This window comes from Pseudomonas sp. v388 (assembly GCF_003935425.1).
Taxonomy (GTDB): Bacteria; Pseudomonadota; Gammaproteobacteria; order Pseudomonadales; family Pseudomonadaceae; genus Aquipseudomonas.
This window is the reverse complement of the sequence record NZ_RHQN01000006.1, coordinates 342082-361514: the sequence shown is the minus strand read 5'-3', so window position 1 is coordinate 361514 and position 19433 is coordinate 342082. Positions and strand designations below refer to the sequence as shown.

18 protein-coding genes and 1 pseudogene are annotated in these 19433 nt (G+C 61.6%); 3 read left to right on the top strand and 16 right to left on the bottom strand.

The annotated features are described in order from the left end of the window. Nucleotides 1-59: 59 nt before the first annotated feature. The 13 genes and pseudogenes from dxs to EGJ27_RS16510 all read right to left on the bottom strand — a co-directional run bounded on the left by dxs (nt 60) and on the right by EGJ27_RS16510 (nt 13868). Nucleotides 60-1955, bottom strand: coding sequence for a 1-deoxy-D-xylulose-5-phosphate synthase (gene dxs, locus EGJ27_RS16570; RefSeq protein ID WP_125831823.1), 1896 nt, complete (start codon nt 1953-1955; stop codon nt 60-62). Between the two features lie 160 nt (nt 1956-2115). Continuing rightward, nucleotides 2116-3003, bottom strand: a complete 888-nt coding sequence (locus EGJ27_RS16565; protein ID WP_125831822.1) for a polyprenyl synthetase family protein — start codon at nt 3001-3003, stop codon at nt 2116-2118. Then, nucleotides 3000-3242: an exodeoxyribonuclease VII small subunit gene (locus tag EGJ27_RS16560; RefSeq protein WP_125831821.1), complete on the bottom strand. Its 243-nt coding sequence runs from the start codon at nt 3240-3242 to the stop codon at nt 3000-3002. Before EGJ27_RS16560 ends, EGJ27_RS16565 begins: the two co-directional genes overlap by 4 nt. A gap of 68 nt (nt 3243-3310) precedes the next feature. Beyond that, nucleotides 3311-4486: a cystathionine beta-lyase gene (gene metC, locus EGJ27_RS16555; RefSeq protein WP_125831820.1), complete on the bottom strand. Its 1176-nt coding sequence runs from the start codon at nt 4484-4486 to the stop codon at nt 3311-3313. A 71-nt stretch (nt 4487-4557) separates the two neighbouring features. Next, a pseudogene (locus tag EGJ27_RS16550) lies at nt 4558-5555 on the bottom strand (YhcG family protein). A 455-nt stretch (nt 5556-6010) separates the two neighbouring features. Then, a complete protein-coding gene (locus EGJ27_RS16545; protein WP_125831819.1) occupies nt 6011-6742 on the bottom strand; it encodes an XRE family transcriptional regulator in 732 nt (243 codons plus the stop codon). Nucleotides 6743-7111: 369 nt separating this feature from the next. Beyond that, entirely contained in the window at nt 7112-7639 is a 528-nt protein-coding gene (gene ppa, locus EGJ27_RS16540; protein WP_125831818.1) for an inorganic diphosphatase, read from the bottom strand. A 105-nt stretch (nt 7640-7744) separates the two neighbouring features. Beyond that, the gene (locus EGJ27_RS16535; RefSeq protein WP_125831817.1) at nt 7745-8581 is read right to left on the bottom strand and encodes a zinc-dependent peptidase; all 837 of its coding nucleotides are present in this window, start codon (nt 8579-8581) and stop codon (nt 7745-7747) included. A 3-nt stretch (nt 8582-8584) separates the two neighbouring features. Beyond that, on the bottom strand, nt 8585-9232 hold the full coding sequence (locus EGJ27_RS16530) for a DedA family protein (protein WP_125831816.1): 648 nt from the start codon (nt 9230-9232) through the stop codon (nt 8585-8587). A gap of 152 nt (nt 9233-9384) precedes the next feature. Next, nucleotides 9385-9837: a GNAT family N-acetyltransferase gene (locus tag EGJ27_RS16525; RefSeq protein WP_177523041.1), complete on the bottom strand. Its 453-nt coding sequence runs from the start codon at nt 9835-9837 to the stop codon at nt 9385-9387. 82 nt (nt 9838-9919) lie between these two features. Next, on the bottom strand, nt 9920-10771 hold the full coding sequence (gene eutC / locus EGJ27_RS16520; protein ID WP_125831815.1) for an ethanolamine ammonia-lyase subunit EutC: 852 nt from the start codon (nt 10769-10771) through the stop codon (nt 9920-9922). Further along, a complete protein-coding gene (locus EGJ27_RS16515) occupies nt 10768-12162 on the bottom strand; it encodes an ethanolamine ammonia-lyase subunit EutB (protein WP_125831814.1) in 1395 nt (464 codons plus the stop codon). The genes eutC and EGJ27_RS16515 overlap by 4 nt, the downstream gene beginning before the upstream one ends. Before the next feature lie 185 nt (nt 12163-12347). Beyond that, entirely contained in the window at nt 12348-13868 is a 1521-nt protein-coding gene (locus EGJ27_RS16510) for an aldehyde dehydrogenase family protein (RefSeq protein ID WP_125831813.1), read from the bottom strand. Between the two features lie 224 nt (nt 13869-14092). On the opposite strand from EGJ27_RS16510, the gene mpl reads away from it, so the two are divergent. From mpl to EGJ27_RS16495, 3 genes are read left to right on the top strand one after another with little or no spacing between them, the layout of a single operon-like run. Further along, entirely contained in the window at nt 14093-15442 is a 1350-nt protein-coding gene (gene mpl, locus EGJ27_RS16505; RefSeq protein ID WP_125831812.1) for a UDP-N-acetylmuramate:L-alanyl-gamma-D-glutamyl-meso-diaminopimelate ligase, read from the top strand. Then, nucleotides 15439-16068: a flavin prenyltransferase UbiX gene (ubiX, locus tag EGJ27_RS16500; RefSeq protein WP_125831811.1), complete on the top strand. Its 630-nt coding sequence runs from the start codon at nt 15439-15441 to the stop codon at nt 16066-16068. The genes mpl and ubiX overlap by 4 nt, the downstream gene beginning before the upstream one ends. Next, a complete protein-coding gene (locus EGJ27_RS16495; RefSeq protein WP_125831810.1) occupies nt 16061-16345 on the top strand; it encodes a YceK/YidQ family lipoprotein in 285 nt (94 codons plus the stop codon). Before ubiX ends, EGJ27_RS16495 begins: the two co-directional genes overlap by 8 nt. Before the next feature lie 38 nt (nt 16346-16383). Here the strand turns inward: EGJ27_RS16495 and EGJ27_RS16490 are convergent, their stop codons facing one another. From EGJ27_RS16490 to EGJ27_RS16480, 3 genes are all read right to left on the bottom strand, one after another. Next, on the bottom strand, nt 16384-17025 hold the full coding sequence (locus EGJ27_RS16490) for an oxidoreductase (RefSeq protein ID WP_125831809.1): 642 nt from the start codon (nt 17023-17025) through the stop codon (nt 16384-16386). Nucleotides 17026-17052: 27 nt separating this feature from the next. Beyond that, nucleotides 17053-18780, bottom strand: coding sequence for a C13 family peptidase (locus tag EGJ27_RS16485; protein ID WP_125831808.1), 1728 nt, complete (start codon nt 18778-18780; stop codon nt 17053-17055). 133 nt (nt 18781-18913) lie between these two features. Continuing rightward, on the bottom strand, nt 18914-19369 hold the full coding sequence (locus EGJ27_RS16480) for a MaoC family dehydratase (protein ID WP_125831807.1): 456 nt from the start codon (nt 19367-19369) through the stop codon (nt 18914-18916). Nucleotides 19370-19433 lie beyond the last annotated feature (64 nt).

Genomic DNA, 19433 nt, shown 5'->3' with positions numbered 1-19433 from the left:
CGCGCCCTATTCGCCAGCAAGACGGATCGCCGCCCGCTGGCGAAGAGTTCTGAGATCAATCAGCCGATCAACACCAGCCGCTCATTGATCGCCGCTTCGATACCGGCGGCATCCAGCCCGCATTCGGCCAGCATCTGTGCCGGCTTGGCATGTTCGACGTAGACGTCCGGCAAGCCCAGGTGCAGCACGGATTTCAGGATGTTTTCCCGAGCCAGGAACTCGCTGACCGCCGCACCGGCGCCGCCCATGATGGCGTTTTCTTCGAGGGTGACCAGCAGCTCGTGGTTGGCCGCTGCATCGCGCACCAGTGCTTCGTCCAACGGTTTGACGAAACGCATGTCGATAACAGTGGCATCGAGCTTTTCAGCCACCACCAGCGCATCGGTCAATTGCACACCAAACACCAGAATGGCGACACCCTGGCCTTCGCGACGGACAATGCCCTTGCCGATTTCCAGCGGGTCCAGACTCTCGTCGATGCTTGCGTTCGGGCCGGTGCCGCGCGGGTAGCGTACGGCAGCGGGACCAGCATGCAGGTAACCGGTGCTGAGCATCTTGCGCAACTCGTTCTCATCGCTCGGAGCCATGATGACCATGCCGGGGATGCAGCGCAGGTACGACAAATCGAAACTGCCGGCGTGGGTCGGGCCGTCTTCCCCCACCAGACCGGCGCGGTCGATGGCGAACAGCACGTCCAGATTCTGGACCGCGACGTCGTGCACCAACTGGTCATAGCCGCGTTGCAGGAAGGTCGAGTAGATGGCAACCACTGGCTTGCTGCCCTCACAGGCCATGCCGGCTGCCAGGGTGACAGCGTGTTGCTCGGCGATCGCGACGTCGAAGTAACGCTTGGGAAAGCGCTCGCTGAACGCCACCAGGTCCGAACCTTCCTTCATGGCAGGCGTGATGCCGACCAGTCGAGCGTCGGCCTTGGCCATGTCGCACAGCCACTGGCCGAACACCGCAGAATACTTCGGGCCACCGGCTTTTTTCGGGGCCGCCACCGGCGCGTCGAGGGGTTCCAGCTTGGTGATGGCGTGGTAGCCGATCGGATCGACTTCCGCCGGCGCGAAGCCTTTGCCTTTCTTGGTCACCACGTGCAGGAACTGCGGCCCCTTGAGATCGCGCATGTTGCGCAGCGTGGCAATGAGCGTCGGCAGGTCGTGGCCGTCGATAGGGCCAATGTAGTTCCAGCCCAGTTCTTCGAACAGCGTGCCGGGAACCAGCATGCCTTTGGCATATTCCTCGGTGCGACGGGCAATTTCCCAGGCACCGGGCAGCCGCGACAGCACCTTCTTGCTGCCTTCACGCATGCTGCTGTAGGTGCGGCTGGAAAGGATCTTGGCCAGATAATTCGACAGTCCGCCCACGTTGCGCGAAATCGACATGTCGTTGTCGTTGAGGATCACCAGCATGTCGGCGGCGACTTCCGGCGCATGGTTGAGCGCCTCGAAGGCCATGCCGGCGGTCAGCGCACCGTCACCGATCACGGCGATGGACTTGCGTTCGCTGCCCTGCAATCGCGCGGCGATCGCCATGCCGAGGGCGGCGCTGATCGAGGTGCTGGAGTGTCCAACGCCGAACGTGTCGTACTCGCTCTCGCTACGGCGCGGGAACGCCGCGACACCGTCCTTCTGGCGCAGTGTCGGCATCCGATCGCGGCGGCCGGTGAGGATCTTGTGCGGATAGGCTTGATGGCCAACGTCCCACACCAGACGGTCATCCGGGGTGTCGAACACGTAGTGCAGAGCGATGGTCAGCTCGATGACGCCGAGGCCGGCACCGAAATGCCCTCCTGTCTGGCCAACGGAGTAGAGGAGTTCCAGGCGCAGTTCATCGGCCAGGGTCTCCAGCTCGGCTTCGCCCAGGCGGCGCAGCCCGTCCGGCGTATTTGCGCGGTCGAGCAACGGCGTAATCGGGCGCTCGCGGGGAATCTCTTTGAACGTCGTGGGCATCAGGCGAATCGTTATAAGTAAAAGAGGCGGCAGTTTACCTTATGCATCGTAAGCTGCCCATGAACCGCGTCAGTACAACGCGCGGGGAGTATCAAGGGTGCAATGTCTGTGACAGGACGGAAGCCGGTTGATTCATCCTGTCTCCGGCAACGGGTCATGATCAGTTACGGCGCTCGACGATATAGCGCGCCAGCTGGCGTAAAGGTTCCGCAGCTTCGTCAAAGGCACTCAGGGCATGCAGCGCCTGATCACGCAATTCCACAGCATAGTCTTTGGCGGCAGCCAGGCCCAGCAACGCCGGGTAGGTTGGCTTGTCGCGTGCGATGTCCGCTCCCTGACGCTTGCCCAGGGTTGCAGTGTCGCTTTCCACATCGAGGATATCGTCCTGCACCTGAAACGCCAGGCCCACGGCGCGGGCGTAAACCTGCAAGGCTTCCAGGCGGATCGGGTCTGCCCGTCCGCTGGCCAGGGCGCCCAGGCGCACACTGGCCTCGATCAGCGCGCCGGTCTTGTGCCGATGCATGTATTCGAGCGCGGTCTGATCCAGCTTGACGCCGACCGAGCCAAGGTCGATGGCCTGACCGCCCACCATGCCGGCCGGTCCGGCGGCTTGCGCCAAGGCGTGCACCATCGCCAGCCGGGTTTCGGCGTCGCGGGAGCTCAGATTCGGGTCGAGCAGGGCACTGAAGGCCATGCTCTGCAGCCCGTCGCCCGCCAGAATCGCGCAAGCCTCATCGAACGCCTTGTGGGTCGTGGGCTGGCCGCGACGCAGATCGTCGTCGTCCATGGCCGGTAGATCGTCATGAACCAGCGAGTAGGCATGAATCAGTTCCACCGCGCAGGCCGCACCATTGGCGTCCTCGGCGACGCCGCCCAGCGCCTCGCATGCCGCATAGGCCAGCAACGGGCGAACGCGCTTGCCGCCATTCATCACGCTGTAGCGCATGGCGTCATAGAGACGATCGAGTTCCGGGCTGGGAGCTGTGAACAAACCATCGAGCGCTGCATTGACACGGTTCTGGCTCAGGGCCTGATAGCTTGCAATCATTCGGGTTGTTCCGCGTCGAAAGGCTCTTCGGCCAGCTCGCCGTCGCGCTCCAGCAGCACCTGAACCTTCTGCTCGGCCTGCGCCAGCGCGTTCTGGCAATCGCGGGTCAGGCGCACGCCTTGCTCGAAAGCGGTCAGGGAGTCTTCCAGCGACAGCTCGCCGTTCTCCAGACGCTCCACCAGCGTTTGCAGATCAGCGAGGGACTGTTCGAAATCCAGTGCAGGTTTCTTGCGGGCCATGGGGGCAATTCCGGTAGAGACTAAACCGCGCGACACTAGCAGAGCCAAGGCTTTGGGGCAAACGACGACTAGCGTGCTGCCGCCGCCGCGAAGCCTTGCTGCAGGTCGGCGATCAAGTCTAGCGGGCTTTCCAGCCCGATCTGCAGGCGCAACATGGGTCCGTAACGATTTGTAAGGCCGTGATGTTCCACTTCGGTGACCAGGCTCTCGAAACCACCCCACGAATAGCCGATGCCAAACAGCTTCAGCGCGCCGACGAAACGGTCCAGCACCTCTCGTTCGCTGGTTTTGAACTCGAAGCTGAGCAAGCCGTTGCAACCATGGAAGTCACGCTTCCAGAGAGCGTGCCCAGGGTGGCTTGGCAATGCCGGGTACAACACCCGCGCGACCTGATCCTGGGCCTGCAGCCATTCAGCCACCAGCATCGCATGACGCTCATGCATGTCCATGCGTGCGGCGAGGCTGCGGGCGCCGCGCAGTACCAGATAGGCATCGTCCGGGCTCACGGTATTGCCGACGGCGGTGCCCATGGCTTTGAGCACCGGCCAATGGGTTTCGGTGGTGCTGACGCTGCCCATCATCACATCCGAATGGCCGGCGATATATTTGGTCAGCGCCATCAGCGAGATATCCGCGCCCAGTTCCAGCGGCTTGAACAGCACACCTGAGCCCCAGGAGTTGTCCACAGCCAGGAGCAAATCTCGCGACTTGCACAGGCGCGACAGCGCGGGCAGGTCGCACATGGTGTAGGTCTGTGAGCCCGGTACCTCGGCGTAGATCATGCGGGTGTTGGGTTTGAGCAGTGTTTCGATGTCGCTGCCATCGGCCGTGTAGTAGTCGAATTCGATGGCGAAAGCAGTCAGCATCGTACGCGCCAGGCGCCGTACCGGCCCGTATACCGAATCAGTGATCAGAACATGATCTCCAGGGCGCAGGAAGGCCTGAAACATTTGCGCAACCGCCGCCAGACCTGTCGGGTACAGGCAGGTGCCGTGGGCGCTTTCCAGTTCGGTGATCAGATCCTGCAAGGCGAACGCCGTCGGGTTGCCGTTGGCGCCGTAGGTCAGTGACCGCTGCGGGCCTGCGGTCCGCGCTTCGGCTTGCCGCAAACTCTCCAGACTGTCGAACAGCACCGTGCTGAGGCGAACCACCGGCGGGTTGACCGCCAGCCCAGGCCCGCTGCTGGCGCTACGGCCGAGTTGCGACAGAGCGGTGTGAGCGCGGGGATCTTTGTCTTGGGGCATGGGCGGCTCCGGCTGTGCAAAGGCTGTCAGGCAGGTGAGAAGGAAGCAAGCGTAAGGCATCTGCGCCGCTTTTACTCCTGCGCCGTGTTCAAGGCGTAGAACTCATGCAGCTTGGCCTGCAGCAGTTCCTTGTCCGGCAGCCGTGTCTGGTACTCGGCGATCAGTGCAGGCGACAGCGAACGGTTGAGCGCGAATTCCACCACTTCGTCTTCCTTGCTGGCGCACAGCAGCACGCCGATGGCCGGGTTTTCATGAGGCTTGCGTTCGGTCTGGTCCAGCGCTTCGAGATAGAAGCCCAGTTTCCCGAGGTATTCGGGCTCGAAACGGCCCACTTTGAGTTCGATAGCGATCAGGCAATTGAGCCCACGATGGAAGAACAACAAATCCAGCGCAAAATCCCTGCCGCCGACCTGTACAGGGTATTCGGAACCAACAAAGCAGAAATCCCGGCCCAGTTCGTTCAGGAAATCCTTGAGGCGATGCAACAGCCCTCGATGCAGATCGGCTTCGGCGTGGCCGGTGGGCAGATCCAGAAACTCCACCATGTAGGCATCACGAAACACCTCGAGCGCCGACGGCCGCGTTTGCTTGAGCACCGCCGAGGCGCGCACGGGCTGGGTGACGCTGCGCTCGAACAGGGCCGCCTTGAACTGGCGTTCCAGTTCGCGGCTTGACCATTTTTCCTGAATCGCCATGCGCATATAAAACTCACGCTCTTCCGGCCGTTTGCTCTGTCCGACGATGATCAGATGGTGGGTCCATGGCAATTGTGTCAGCACTGCTGACACTTTCTCGTCGCCACGATAAGTCTCGTAGAATTGCCGCATGCGGAACAGGTTGCGACGGGTAAACCCCCGCAATCCCGGTTGTGTGTAAGCCAGGTGCTCGGCCAGTTGGGCGACAACCGCGTCCCCCCATTCAGCGTTCTCGATCTTGCGGCTATGTAGCCGCCAACCTGCCAGTACAGCTCGATCAAGTGAGTATTGACCGCTTGCACCGCTCGCTGTCGAGCGCTGTGGATCAAGGCAATTACTTCATCGAAGCGATTGAGTTGAGGTTCGTCAGCCATGGAAACGCGTCCGTCAGAGAGGAGGCGACCATTTTATTCCTCTCTGTTTTCACTGGATCGGTAGATATGTATCGCTTTTACGACCTGTTGTATCCATGCGTTGAAACATCTTGCTTGGAACCCACGGCCTTTGGGTCTTCAACATACCTCGACAGCAAGCTGGCTACGAGGTCGCGAATAGGCAGGGGCATACGGCGAAAACGATCGAAATGGCAGGCATTAAAAAGCCGGCTTGTGGCCGGCTTCTCAAGGACGGTCTTGGTTTATTTTTGGTAAACCGCAATCGCCTTTAACAGGTGCATCCGCAAGGGACGCCGGAAAAGAACAGGGCAAATGTGTCGTTCGCCGTGTTTGGCATCGGGGCGGGGCGCCGATGCCGTGGGTGGGCAGAGGATACTGGGGTTTTTCCAGGATGCCCAGTATTGAAGTGGTTTGTAACATTTGCTGGCGCAGGGTCAGCGCAGCAGCAGGGTGTTGCGGCGCTGGTTGAAGGTTGACCACCAGAAGACCCAGCCCAGCATGTTCAGGTGTTGTTGCTCCATTTCCTGAGCGGTAAACAGCTCGTCCGGGTATTCGCTATGGTTGTGACTGCGCAGGCGCAGGCCACCGTTGGGCAGGCGATAGACGTAGCGCACGCGCAGGATGCCGCCGTGCTCAAGTGCGTACATTTCCCCGTCGATGACCTGGGTCTGGCTACGGTCCACGGCCAGCAATGAGCCGTCCTGGATTTTGTCGGCCATGCTGCTGCCGACCATTACCACGCACAAGCAGTTTTTCGGGTCGATGCCCAGGGTTTGCAGCGGCTGCAGAGGCAGGCGGATTTTCTGGCCGGGGGCTTCGGTCAGTACGGTTCTTCCGGCACCGGGTGTGGATTCCACTTCCTTGAATATCTGGATTTCCACGTCGCCGCGCGCCAGATGGCGACCTTGGTGGATGGCGACCTGAGTATCGCCGCCGGTGTTTTCGTTGGCCGGGTCTGTCGGGTGCTTGGGGCCTTCGCCCGTTCGCAGCCAGCGAGCGTTGACGGTCAACAGTTCAGCCACCTCATCGAGCCGCGCCATGGGCACGCCGCGCTTGAACCAGTTGTTCACGTGCTGCGGCGTGATCTTGCGATTGGCCGCAAAATCCGTCGCGCTGAGATGGCACTCCCGCAGGAGGATGCGTAGTCGATCACCTGATGTATTCATGGACCGAATTTTACGGAGGCAGCGAGCCCGTTTAAATGAACGAGGCGTTCAAAGCGGCGGTGTCTTTCGTGGGCACGGTTTAGCGGACTACAGAGAAGGCGAATCTCGTGTAGGCAGTTTCCTGAATTTTCATTTCACAGCAGACATGTCTGTGGGCGTGGGCGCGGTGTTGCCGTAGTAACGCAGTGTTTATTCAGCGTTGCGACTGCCGGCGGATGCAAACGCATTTTTAATCGTGAAGGGATGGATGGCGGCAGGCGCAGGTAAACGCTGTTCTTCGTTCAGGGTGCCGCGCGGGGGATGGTGCGGAGGTGAGCGGGGCGTTGCAGGACACCTGGGGTCAGGCATCCCGAACGGTAAAACCGGGAATCAGCCTTTGTAGGCTTCAACCGATTTCAGGATCTCGGCGCGGGCCGCTTCAGCGTCGCCCCAACCTTCGATCTTCACCCATTTGCCTTTCTCGAGATCCTTGTAGTTCTCGAAGAAGTGCTTGATCTGCTCCAGCAACAGTGGAGGCAGGTCGGTGTACTCTTTCACGTCGACGTACAGCTGCGACAGCTTGTCGTGTGGAACTGCGATGACTTTGGCGTCGCCGCCGCCGTCGTCGGTCATGTTCAGGATGCCGACCGGACGAGCGCGGATCACCGAGCCTGGAGCGACCGGGTAAGGGGTCACGACCAGCACGTCGAGCGGGTCGCCGTCGTCAGCCAGAGTGTTGGGGATGAAACCGTAGTTGGCCGGGTAGAACATCGGGGTGGCCATGAAACGGTCAACGAACAGGCAATCGGATTCTTTGTCGATTTCGTACTTGATCGGCGCGTGGTTGGCCGGGATTTCGATCGCGACGTAGATGTCGTTCGGCAGGTCTTTGCCCGCAGGAATCTTGCTGTAGCTCATTGGGCATTGCCCCCATAGTTGACCAGACAAAGATTGGCGCTAACCGCCAAAAAGTGGCCCGGATTATAGGCATATTCCGTCGGTGATGCCACGCACCGCGTTGGCTCAGTGCTGGCCCTGATGATGGCTCGGGTCGTGGCCGGCGTAGTCCGGATCGACTTGCTGCAAGGCATGCAGTCGGGCCAGCGTGTCCTGTCGATAGAACGCCCGCAGCTGCTGGTAAACCCTGGGGTAGGCGTCGTGCAGCAGGTCCGGCGCGCTGAAGAAGTATTCGCTGGTCACGGCGAAGAATTCGGCCGGATCTTCGGCGGCGTAAGGATCGATGACGGTTTCGACGTCGGGATGGGCGTCCAGTTGATGGTTGAGATCGTCGAAGGCAGCCTGCATCACGCTGGCCCATTCGGTGATCTTCATATCGCTGTGCAGCGGCGGCAGGCCGTTGGCGTCGCCGTTGAGCATGTCGAGCTTGTGCGCCAGTTCGTGGATCACCAGGTTGTAGGCGTCCCAGCCTCCGCTGGACAAGACGCCCGGCCAGGCGAGGATCACCGGCCCCTGCAGCCAGGCTTCACCGCTGTGCTCGCCGTCCCACTCATGCTCGACGCCGCTGGCATCGCGGTAGCGTTGCGGGCTGCGGAAGTCGTCAGGGTAGAGCACGATTTCATGAAAACCCTGATACCAGTCGAGGTCCTCCAGGCCAAGCAGCGGCAATTGAGCCTGGGCCGCGAGAAACAGCCGCTGCTCGTCGTCCAGCTCCACGCCGGGCAGCGCGGTGAGGTGCTTGTCATGCAGGAAAAGCACGCACGCATCACGCAGCCGCGCGAGCTGCTCATCGCTCAGGCCATCCAGCATCGGCAGGCGCTGGCGAATCCTGCGCCACAGCTCAGGGGCGACCGGATTCCTCGCCAGCATCCGTTGCCGGCGCCAGGTGCGCAGCGACCACATATTTCAGAGCACGTCGACGGAGCGGCTGGTGCGGCTGCGGATCACGCCGATGATCATCGGCAGCAACGACAGCAGGATGATGACCAGCACCAGCAAGGTCAGGTTCTGCTTGATGAAGGGCACGTTGCCGAAAAAGAACCCCAGGGTCACGAGGCTGCCGACCCACAGGATTGAACCCAGCACACTGAACATCAGGAAACGCGGGTAGTTCATCCGCCCGACGCCTGCCACGAATGGTGCGAAGGTGCGGATGATCGGCAGGAAGCGCGCCAGGGTCACGGTCTTGCCGCCATGTCGGGAGTAGAAGTCGTGGGTGCGCAGCAGGTAATCGCGGCGGAAGATTTTCGACTGAGGGTTGTTGAACAGTTTCTCCCCGATGGTGCGCCCGACGACGTAGTTGGTGCTGTCACCAAGGATCGCCGCCAGCATCAGCAGGCCGGCCAGCAGTACCGGGTCCATGCCGCCGCCCGCGGCCACTGCGCCGGCGATGAACAGCAACGAATCGCCCGGCAGGAAAGGCATGACCACCAGCCCGGTTTCGCAAAAGATCACCATGAACAGGATCGCGTAGATCCACGGGCCGTAGTTGGTCACCAGCAGGTCGAGGTAGACGTCGAGATGCAGGATGAGGTCGAGCGGGTTGAAATCCATTGGCACACCTGAGGCGATAACCCGGAGCCGGGTCGCGAGCGGAAAATACGACTGGTCGATACGCGCGGCATTATAGAGGGGAAATGCCGGTCGGGTGTGCGCCGGTTGTGGTGGGAAGCGGCTGCTCCGTTGCGTCAGCAGCCGCCGATGGCTCAGTTGATCGGCAGGACGTAGTTCTTGAATTGGGTATCTTCCTTGAAGCCGATGGACTCGTAGACCTTCTGAGCGATCTCGTTGCTGCTGCTGGTGGCAACCCGCATGCGAATCGCGTGGGTTTCCTTGGCCATTTTCTTGGCATGCTTCATCAAGTGATCGGCCACCAGCTGGCGACGGGACTCTTCGATGACGTAGATGTCATTGAGGATCCACACGCGCTTGAGCGAAAGCGAGGAAAAGCTGGGATACAACTGGCAGAACCCCAGGACTTTCCGGTCGTCATCCTTGGCAAGCGCCAGATAGATGACCGATTCATCCCGGCGCAGGCGTTTTTCCAGAAAATCCCGGGAGGCTTCCGGGTACGAGAGTTCACCGTAGAACTCACGGTATTTGATGAACAGAGGGGTCAGCAGGTCCAGATGTTCAAGCGTGGCTTTGATGATCCGCATGTTGGGCCTCAACTTCACTATGGGGGCTGTTCACTGCGCGCCGGGCGATTCGATGCTGGCCGACCGGGTTAGAAAGCGCAATCTAAAGCACGTCGGCAGGCCCGTTGAGCAGGAAATTTCCTTTTTTGACGGCTGCGGTGTCCGGTTCAATGGTCTTCATTTCGGCTTCGTCCTTGAGATGTACGCCGGAAAGCTGCCTGCGGCAGGCTTCACGCATCAGATACAGCAGACGATGCGCGGCCATTGCGTAGCTCAAGCCTTCCAGCCTGATGTTGGAAATGCAGTTGCGATGAGCATCGTTCAGGCCCACTTTGGGCGAGTAGGTGAAGTATAGACCCAGGCTGTCGGGCGAACTCAGGCCTGGCCGTTCGCCAATCAGGATCACCACCATCCTGGCGCCCAGCAACTGGCCGACCTCATCGGCAACCGCTACCCGGCCCTGCTCGACCAGCACGATCGGGGACAGGCTCCAGCCATCGGCCGCTGCCTGTTCCCGCACATGCAGGAGAAACGGCACGGCATGGCGGTGCACGGCCAGCGCGGACAGCCCATCGGCGATGACGACGGCCAGATCGCAGCCACCGGGGTGGGTGTCGGCGTGGTCACGCAGCTGGCGAGCGGAATCATCATTGAGGCGCCGCCCCAGATCGGGGCGCTGAAGATAATTGTCGCGATCCGCTGCCGCACTGTGCAGCAGCAGGGTTTCCTGACCTTGTTCTGCAAGTTGCGCGCTGATTGCGGCGTGATCGAATGCCAGATGCACGGCGTCACGCGCTTGCGCGTGGGCGAGCTGGAAGTCCAGTTGCGCGGTGGTCGGCAGGCTGGTGCCGGTACGGCCCAGAGCGATGCGCGCGGGCGTCAGGCGCCTCAACGCCTGCCACGGATTGGCGGGCAGGCCGAGGGTGTCGTTGTCGTTTTCCGGAATTTCACTCATGCGATATGCCCCAACGCCTGGCGAAAGGCCGGTGGCAGGCTGTCGCCAAAGCGCACATGGCCGTCCGCCTGGGTGAAGATGCCCATTTTTTCCAGCCAGGCCTCGTACTCGGGTGCCGCTCGCAGGCCCAGTGTTTGTCGCGCGTAGAGCGCGTCGTGAAAGGACGTGGTCTGGTAATTGAGCATGATGTCGTCGGAGCCCGGAATGCCCATGATGAAGTTAATCCCGGCCACGCCCAGCAGCGTCAGCAGCGTGTCCATGTCGTCCTGATCGGCTTCGGCATGGTTGGTGTAGCAGATGTCGCAACCCATCGGCACGCCCAGCAACTTGCCGCAGAAATGATCTTCAAGGCCGGCGCGGATGATCTGCTTGCCGTTGTACAGGTATTCCGGGCCGATGAAGCCGACCACGGTGTTGACCAGAAACGGTTTGAACTGCCGCGCGACACCGTAAGCGCGGGCCTCGCAGGTCTGCTGATCCACGCCGTGATGGGCATTGGCCGACAGCGCGCTGCCCTGGCCGGTCTCGAAGTACATCAGGTTGCGGCCCAACGTTCCGCGGTTGAGGCTCAGGCCCGCATCATAGCCTTCCTGCAACAGTTGCAGATTGATGCCGAAACTGGCGTTTGCCGCTTCGGTGCCGGTGATCGACTGGAACACCAGGTCCACCGGCACGCCGCGATTGATGACCTCGATGGACGTGGTGACGTGGGTCAGCACGCAGGATTGAGTCGGGATTTCATAACGCTGAACGATGGCGTCGAGCATTTCCAGCAGCGCAACGATCGACGAGGTGCTGTCGGTTGCGGGATTGATGCCGATCATGGCATCGCCGTTCCCGTACAGCAGGCCATCGAGGATGCTGGCCGCGATGCCGGACGGGTCGTCGGTCGGATGATTGGGCTGCAAGCGCGTCGACAGGCGCCCGCGCAGGCCGACGGTGTTGCGAAAGCTGGTCACGACGCGGATTTTCTGTGCGACCAGTACCAGATCCTGTACACGCATGATCTTGGAAACCGCCGCAGCCATCTCCGGCGTCAGGCCCGGCGCCAGAGCACCCAGGCTGGCTTCGTCCGCGCTGTTGCTGAGCAGCCAGTCGCGAAAACCGCCTACCGTGAGGTGGCTGACCGGCGCGAATGCCTGGGCGTCATGGGTGTCGAGAATCAGCCGGGTGACTTCGTCGCTTTCATACGGAATCAGGGCTTCCTGAAGGAAATGCTTGAGAGGAATATCGGCCAGCGCCATTTGCGCCGCAACCCGTTCAGCATCGCTCTGCGCTGCGACGCCGGCCAGAAAGTCGCCCGAGCGGGCGGGACTGGCCTTGGCCATGACATCCTTGAGGCTGTCGAATCGGTAGGTTTGCACACCCACTGCGCGGGAAAAGCTTGCCATTCAAATCCTCCATGAAGGTTTATGGGCATTCACGCAAGCAATTAGTACGCCATACCCTCGTGGGAGCGGGCTTGTCCGCGAAGAGGTCGGCTCAGCTGACCCATGTTTTGTCAGCCAAGCCCCTTCGCGCACAAGCGGATCGCCGCCCGGTCCGCTCCCACTGGTTCCGCTCCTACAGGGTTAGCTTAGAAGAACCCCAACGGATTGATGTCGTAGCTCACCAGCAGGTTCTTGGTCTGTTGATAGTGCTCCAGCGCGATCTTGTGGGTTTCGCGGCCGACACCGGACTTTTTGTAACCGCCAAACGCCGCATGCGCGGGGTAGAGGTGGTAGCAATTGGTCCACACGCGGCCAGCCTTGATTGCCCGGCCCACGCGGTAAGCGCGGTTGATGTCGCGGGTCCAGACGCCGGCGCCGAGGCCGAATTCAGTGTCATTGGCAATCGCCAGGGCTTCGGCTTCGTCCCTGAAGGTCGTGACGCTGACCACCGGGCCGAAGATTTCTTCCTGGAACACCCGCATCTTGTTGTTGCCCTTGAGCAGGGTTGGCTGAATGTAATAGCCGGTGGCCAAATTGCCTTCCAGCGCCTCGACCTTACCGCCGGTCAGCAATTCGGCGCCTTCATTTTTGGCGATGTCCAGATACGAGAGGATCTTGTCGAATTGTTGCTGCGAGGCTTGCGCGCCAACCATGGTGTCGGTGTCCAGCGGGTCGCCACGCTTGATCTTCTCGATCTTGGCCATCACCGCTTCCATGAACTGCGGATAGATCGATTCCTGAACCAGCGCCCGCGAAGGGCAGGTGCACACTTCGCCTTGATTGAAGAACGCCAGCACCAGCCCTTCGGCGGCCTTTTCGATGAACTCCGGCTCGGCGCTCATGATGTCTTCAAAGAAAATGTTCGGTGACTTGCCGCCCAGCTCCACGGTGGACGGAATGATGTTGTCCGCCGCCAGTTTCATGATGTGCGAACCCACTGGCGTCGAGCCGGTGAAGGCAATCTTGGCGATGCGCTTGCTGCTGGCCAGCGCTTCACCGGCCTCTTTGCCGTAGCCCTGAACGATGTTCAACACGCCGGGCGGCAGCAGATCGCCGATAAGCTCAACCAGCACGCTGATGCCCAGCGGCGTCTGTTCAGCGGGCTTGAGCACCACGCAGTTGCCCGCCGCCAGCGCCGGGGCAAGTTTCCACGCGGCCATCAGGATCGGGAAATTCCACGGGATGATCTGGCCGACCACGCCCAGCGGCTCATGGATGTGATAGGCCACGGTGTTGCCGTCGATCTCGGCGGCGCTGCCTTCCTGGGCGCGCAGGGCACCGGCGAAGTAGCGGAAGTGGTCGGCGGCCAGGGGAATGTCGGCGTTCAGGGTTTCGCGAATCGCCTTGCCGTTGTCCCAGGTCTCGGTGATGGCCAGGGTTTCCAGATTGGCTTCGATGCGGTCGGCGATTTTCAGCAGGATCAGCGAGCGCGCCTGGGCCGAGGTCGAACCCCATTGCGCGGCTGCCGCGTGGGCAGCGTCCAGCGCCTTGTCGATGTCTTCGGCACTGGAACGGGGGAATTCGGCAATCGGCTTGCCGTTGACCGGCGAGGTATTGGTGAAGTATTCGCCTTTGACCGGGGCGACGAATTCGCCGCCGATGTAGTTACCGTAGCGCTCCTTGAAATTGACGATAGCGCCTTCGGTACCGGGATGTGCGTAACGCATGGTGATGTCTCCTGATTCTTGTTGGTGGAGGGAGTCTGTATCGTTCTCGCGTTTCAGATTCGGCAGGGAATACTCAAGCGTAGGTCATTTATGGGTTTCCCGACGCTTGAACTTTAGCCTCAGGCGTCTGGCCGCTTCGGCATCCTGCAATGATTTCCGGACAAACACCGGGTGCCATTTCACTGTCCCTGAGCTAACCTGCGCGCATGTTCTAAGAGGTAGTCATGCATATTCATATCCTTGGTATCTGCGGCACATTCATGGGTTCGCTGGCGGTGCTCGCCAAAGCGCTGGGGCATCGGGTCACAGGCTCCGACGCCAACGTCTACCCACCGATGAGCACCCAGCTGCAAGCGCAGGGCATCGAGTTGACCCAGGGCTACGATCCGGCGCAGCTCGACCCGGCACCGGATCTGATCGTGATCGGCAATGCGCTGTCGCGCGGCAACCCGGCGGTGGAATATGTCCTGAACAAGGGCCTGCCTTATGTCTCCGGTCCGCAATGGCTGGCTGACCACGTATTGCAGGGACGCTGGGTGTTGGCGGTTGCCGGTACCCACGGCAAGACCACCACCAGCAGCATGCTGGCCTGGGTGCTGGAGCACGCGGGCATGAGCCCCGGCTTTCTGATCGGTGGCGTGCCGCAGAACTTTGCCGTGTCGGCCCGTCTGGGCGATACCCCGTTCTTCGTGGTCGAGGCCGACGAGTACGACAGCGCGTTTTTCGACAAGCGCTCCAAGTTCGTGCACTACCGCCCGCGCACCGCGATTCTCAACAACCTCGAATTCGACCACGCGGATATCTTCCCGGACCTGCCGGCCATCGAGCGCCAGTTCCACCATCTGGTTCGCACCATCCCCAGTGAAGGTCTGGTGATTCATCCGACTACCGAGCCTGCGCTGTCACGGGTCATCGATATGGGGTGCTGGACGCCGGTGCAAACCACCGGCCAGGGCGGCCAGTGGCAAGCGCGGCTGTTGAGCGAAGACGGATCGCGCTTCGAAGTGATTTTCGAAGGCGAGGTTCATGGGGTGGTCGAGTGGGACATGACCGGCCAGCACAACGTCGCCAACGCCCTGGCAACCCTGGCTGCGGCTCGCCACGTCGGCGTGGTGCCGGCCTTGGGCGTCCAGGCCTTGAGCGCGTTCAAGAGCGTCAAGCGGCGCATGGAAAAAGTCGCGCAAGTGCGCGGCATCACCCTCTATGACGACTTCGCTCACCACCCGACGGCCATTGCTACCACGCTGGACGGGTTGCGCAAGAAAGTCGGCGATGCGCCGATCATCGCCGTGATCGAGCCGCGTTCCAACTCCATGAAGCTCGGTGCCCACCGCGACGGTTTGCCGGAAAGCGTGCGTCAGGCGGATCAGGTGGTCTGGTACGCACCGGCCAATCTGGGCTGGGATCTGGGTGCGACCGCAGCCGAATGCAGCGTGCCGGCAGTGGTCTGCGATTCCCTGGAAGGCATCATCGCTCGCGTCCAGAGCCAGGCGCAGCCCGGCACGCACATCGTGATCATGAGCAACGGCGGCTTCGGCGGCCTGCACGGCAAGCTGGCCGAGGCGCTGCAATGAGCGGTCCGGAGCGCATTACCCTGGCCATGACCGGCGCGTCCGGCGCGCAGTATGGTTTGCGGCTGCTCGATTGCCTGGTGCGCGAAGACCGGGAAGTGCATTTTCTGATTTCCAAGGCCGCCCAACTGGTGGTGGCAACGGAAACCGACGTGCGCCTGCCGCCCAAGCCAACCATGCTGCAGGCGTTTCTCACCGAATACACCGGCGCGTCGGCCGGGCAGATTCGTGTGTACGGTCGCGATGACTGGATGTCGCCAGTGGCCTCCGGCTCCGGTTCGCCCAGCGCCATGGTGGTCGTGCCGTGTTCCACCGGAACGCTGTCGGCCATTGCCTCAGGCGCTTGCAACAACCTGATCGAACGCGCCGCCGATGTGACCTTGAAGGAACGTCGCCAGCTGATTCTGGTGCCGCGCGAGGCGCCGTTTTCCAGCATCCACCTGGAGAACATGCTCAAGCTGTCGAACATGGGGGCGGTAATCCTGCCGGCTTCGCCCGGTTTCTATCATCAGCCGCAGACCATCGATGATCTGGTGGATTTCGTGGTCGCGCGGATTCTCAACCTGCTCGACATTCCACAGGACATGTTGCCGCGTTGGGGCGAGCATCATATGGGCAGCAATGACTAGGGTTCTGGTATTGGTGCTGGCGTTAACCATGACCGGCTGTGCCACGGTCAGAACGCTGAATGCCGGCAAGCCCGGCGCGCCGGTGGTCTACGCCGGTACGCGGCTGGATTGGTATGCGATCGAAGGCGGTTGCTGCGCGATGGACCGCTTCGGTGCGCAAGCGCCGCGCTATCCCGGTCTAGACCTGCCGGGCAGTGCGTTGCTCGATACCCTGCTGCTGCCGCTTTCGTTATTGACCGCAGCAGGGGTCGGGTTCCAGGCGCAGGGCGGGTTGTAGGAGCGCGCTTGTTCGCGACAGAGGTAGAACGCAAGGCGCTACTTCCCCAACTTCCTCAACTCATCGGACTCCACAACCCGCACGCCGTCCTGTTCTTCCAGCGCCAGCCGCCACAGGGCGCGGGCCAGCTGGCAGGCTTCGATGGCGCCATATTTACCGGGAATCAGTTTGGCGATCGGCGCGGCCAGTTGTTCGGCCCAGCGGGTTTCGGGGCGGTTGCCGACCAGCAGGGAAGGGCGCGCCAGGGTCAGTTGCGGCCAGTCCTGCGCTTGCAAGGCCAGCTCCATTTCGCCTTTGACGCGGCTATAGAACACGCTGGAGTCCGGGTCCGCATTCACCGCGCTGATCACCAGCAGATGGCGGGCGCCGAGCTCACGCGCACGCTTGCCGAATGCCACCACCAGGTCAAGGTCCACCGCCTTGAATGCTTCTTGAGAGCCCGCCTGCTTGATGGTGGTGCCCAGGCAGCAGAATGCGATATCGACCTGGCCGCCCAGCGACGGCAGCAGTGCCGGTAGATCGCCCACCGGGTTTTCCAGATGAGGATGTTCGGCCAGCGGCCGCCGAGTGGGCGCCAGCACACGGCTGACGGTAGGTTCGTTGAGCAGGCGATCCAGCAGATGTTCGCCCGTGAGTCCCGTGGCTCCTGCGAGCAGGATGTGTTGTGGCGTCAAGTACATAGTGTTTCTCCCTTGATACTGAACAGCCTAGCGGCTGGTCGAGGACTTCGCTTCCTTGCGAGTCAACGTCGTGTTCAGCGCGCGCTCAGCCTGATTCTTGCGCAACAGTTGCCAGCGTGCGAGCACCCCGTCGGGCGCCCATATCTGTGGCTCGGAGGCTTCGAAGTTATCTTCTTGCTCGCGTTGCGCCACATACGCCTTGGCGCTGCTGAAAGCCTGCTGCAAGTCATCGGTTTCGACCAGTGCCCTGCTGAATAGTGCATCGCCAAAGTAAGTGAAGTCCGCTTCCTCGGAACAACCGAACGACACCCGGTCCGCCCGCGAGGCCGTGATGACCACGGTTCGCTCGTCCTTGAGGTTGGGGATAAAGCCTCCGGAGTAGCAGGCAGAGATCACCACGATCTTGTCCCGCTTCTTGAGCGGCGCAAGGGCGTCGGCCAGCGCGTCCGTGGAAAGATCGGCAAGGGAGAGCCGTGGTTGATCGAGCACCAGTTCGTGCTCTTCAGTGCCGTGGCTGGTCAGGTAGATGAACACCAGGTCTTCAGGTCCGGTGCGCTGGGCCAGGGTCTGGACCGCGCGGCTGATGGTTTCGCGGGTCGCCAGCGGGCGATCATCCATGTGGTCGCGGTGGTTGGTCAGGACGATTTGCCCGTGGGCGCCGAAGCGGGTCGCCAGCAGATCGCTGACGTAGTCGGCTTCGCGCAGAAACACGCTCTGCTTGCCGTCACCGGCCACCACCAGGCTGTAGAGTTCGGGGGCGGGCGACGAAGCCGGCACCGCTTGCAAGGCTTTGTCCAGCAAGGGGCCTTGGGCGAGAAGGCCGGTTTCCAGCGGGTCCGGCAACAGTTTGCCCTTGGCGTCACGTACCCGCTGTCCGTTGACCCAGACGCCTTTCTGCACGCTGCCATCGGCGGCCGTCAGCGTGCCGTTTCCATGATAAGTGTCGTTGGCAAACTCACCTTCGTAACGACTGCCGTCGGGCAACTGCAGATGGCCTTCGCCCATGAACTGCCCGTTGGCGAAGCGACCCTGATAACGGCTGCCATCGGCGCCAATCAACTCGCCTGCTCCGGTCAGCGCACCTTCCTTGAACTCTCCGCTCCAGACGTCGCCGTCGCTGTTCTCGTAGCGGCCTTTGCCGTCGATCTGGTTGTTGCGGAAGCCGCCGACATACTGGTCGCCCTCGGCGCTGCTGAAGCTGCCGATACCTTGCAACTGGCCGTCGACGAATCTGCCGCTGTAGGAATTGCCGTTGGCATCGCTGCGCACACCTTCACCGTTGGGCTGTCCGTTGGCGAATTGCCCCTGGTGCTGGCTGCCGTCCGCCAGTTCGAGGCGGCCGGGGCCATGGTACAGGCCGTCCTTGAACTGGCCGCGATACAGCACGCCGGTTTCCTTGAGCGTGCCTTCGCCGTCGCGTCGTCCCAGCTTGAAACCGCCGACGTAACTGCCGCCCGCACGGTTGGTGAATTTGCCCTGGCCGTGGAACAGGCCGTTCTCGAAACCGCCGATGTAGATGTCGCCATTACTGGCGTGCCACTCGCCACGGCCCTGCCGCTGACCGCGCTCGAATTCCCCTGCGTACCAGCTGCCGTTGGGGTAATCGATCCGGCCTTGGCCTTGCAGCATCCCATTGACCAGGTCGCCGCGATAGCGTCCGCCATCGGCGAGCAGTCCATCGGGAGGCAACAGGGATTCACTGTCGCCGCAACCGGCGAGCAGGAGGGTCAGAGCCAGAGAAGCGAGCGCGCGCATGTAGGGTCCCGGAATGAGTTGATCAGCGTGAGACACCCCGGCAATGGCGGGTTCGTTCAGCCGTAGGGAAGTATGCCGCAGCGAGTAAGCGGGACGAAACAGTCTGTTACGACTGTTTCGTGTCAGGTGGGCGTTACACGAAGCAAAGGGACAGCGGTTCCGCCACGAACGCCGGCTTTTCCTCGCCTTCGATTTCCAGGGTGGCGATGACTTTGAGCAGCCACTGACCAGGTTTCTTCTCGGTCACGTCGCCCAGCTCGACCTTGAGTCGGACCCGCGAATTCACCTTGACCGGCTGGACGAAACGCACACTGTCCAGGCCATAGTTGACCGCCATTTTCAGGCCTTCAGGCAGTACCAGCAGATCCTCCATCAGTTTGGGGATCAGCGACAGCGAGAGAAAACCGTGGGCGATGGTGCCACCGAAGGGCGTTTTTGCAGCCTGTTCGGGGTCGACATGAATGAACTGATGGTCGCCGGTGGCTTCGGCGAACAGATTGATGCGTTCTTGATCGATGGTCAGCCAGTCGGAACATCCCAGTTCCTTGCCGACATAGTGCGCAAGCTCTGTAGCAGGTACAAAAGGCATATCACTCTCCTTGTCGTCTTGTTGTTTCACATGATGCCTGGCCCGAGCAGAGCGTTGCCTGCCC

Excerpts from the sequence above, each read along its gene's own strand:
- dxs (WP_125831823.1), bottom strand. The coding sequence starts at position 1,955 with ATGCCCACGACGTTCAAAGAGATTCCCCGCGAGCGCCCGATTACGCCG.
- EGJ27_RS16565 (WP_125831822.1), bottom strand. The coding sequence starts at position 3,003 with ATGATTGCAAGCTATCAGGCCCTGAGCCAGAACCGTGTCAATGCAGCG.
- EGJ27_RS16560 (WP_125831821.1), bottom strand. The coding sequence starts at position 3,242 with ATGGCCCGCAAGAAACCTGCACTGGATTTCGAACAGTCCCTCGCTGAT.
- metC (WP_125831820.1), bottom strand. The coding sequence starts at position 4,486 with ATGCCCCAAGACAAAGATCCCCGCGCTCACACCGCTCTGTCGCAACTC.
- EGJ27_RS16545 (WP_125831819.1), bottom strand. The coding sequence starts at position 6,742 with ATGAATACATCAGGTGATCGACTACGCATCCTCCTGCGGGAGTGCCAT.
- ppa (WP_125831818.1), bottom strand. The coding sequence starts at position 7,639 with ATGAGCTACAGCAAGATTCCTGCGGGCAAAGACCTGCCGAACGACATC.
- EGJ27_RS16535 (WP_125831817.1), bottom strand. The coding sequence starts at position 8,581 with ATGTGGTCGCTGCGCACCTGGCGCCGGCAACGGATGCTGGCGAGGAAT.
- EGJ27_RS16530 (WP_125831816.1), bottom strand. The coding sequence starts at position 9,232 with ATGGATTTCAACCCGCTCGACCTCATCCTGCATCTCGACGTCTACCTC.
- EGJ27_RS16525 (WP_177523041.1), bottom strand. The coding sequence starts at position 9,837 with ATGCGGATCATCAAAGCCACGCTTGAACATCTGGACCTGCTGACCCCT.
- eutC (WP_125831815.1), bottom strand. The coding sequence starts at position 10,771 with ATGAGTGAAATTCCGGAAAACGACAACGACACCCTCGGCCTGCCCGCC.
- EGJ27_RS16515 (WP_125831814.1), bottom strand. The coding sequence starts at position 12,162 with ATGGCAAGCTTTTCCCGCGCAGTGGGTGTGCAAACCTACCGATTCGAC.
- EGJ27_RS16510 (WP_125831813.1), bottom strand. The coding sequence starts at position 13,868 with ATGCGTTACGCACATCCCGGTACCGAAGGCGCTATCGTCAATTTCAAG.
- mpl (WP_125831812.1), top strand. The coding sequence starts at position 14,093 with ATGCATATTCATATCCTTGGTATCTGCGGCACATTCATGGGTTCGCTG.
- ubiX (WP_125831811.1), top strand. The coding sequence starts at position 15,439 with ATGAGCGGTCCGGAGCGCATTACCCTGGCCATGACCGGCGCGTCCGGC.
- EGJ27_RS16495 (WP_125831810.1), top strand. The coding sequence starts at position 16,061 with ATGACTAGGGTTCTGGTATTGGTGCTGGCGTTAACCATGACCGGCTGT.
- EGJ27_RS16490 (WP_125831809.1), bottom strand. The coding sequence starts at position 17,025 with ATGTACTTGACGCCACAACACATCCTGCTCGCAGGAGCCACGGGACTC.
- EGJ27_RS16485 (WP_125831808.1), bottom strand. The coding sequence starts at position 18,780 with ATGCGCGCGCTCGCTTCTCTGGCTCTGACCCTCCTGCTCGCCGGTTGC.
- EGJ27_RS16480 (WP_125831807.1), bottom strand. The coding sequence starts at position 19,369 with ATGCCTTTTGTACCTGCTACAGAGCTTGCGCACTATGTCGGCAAGGAA.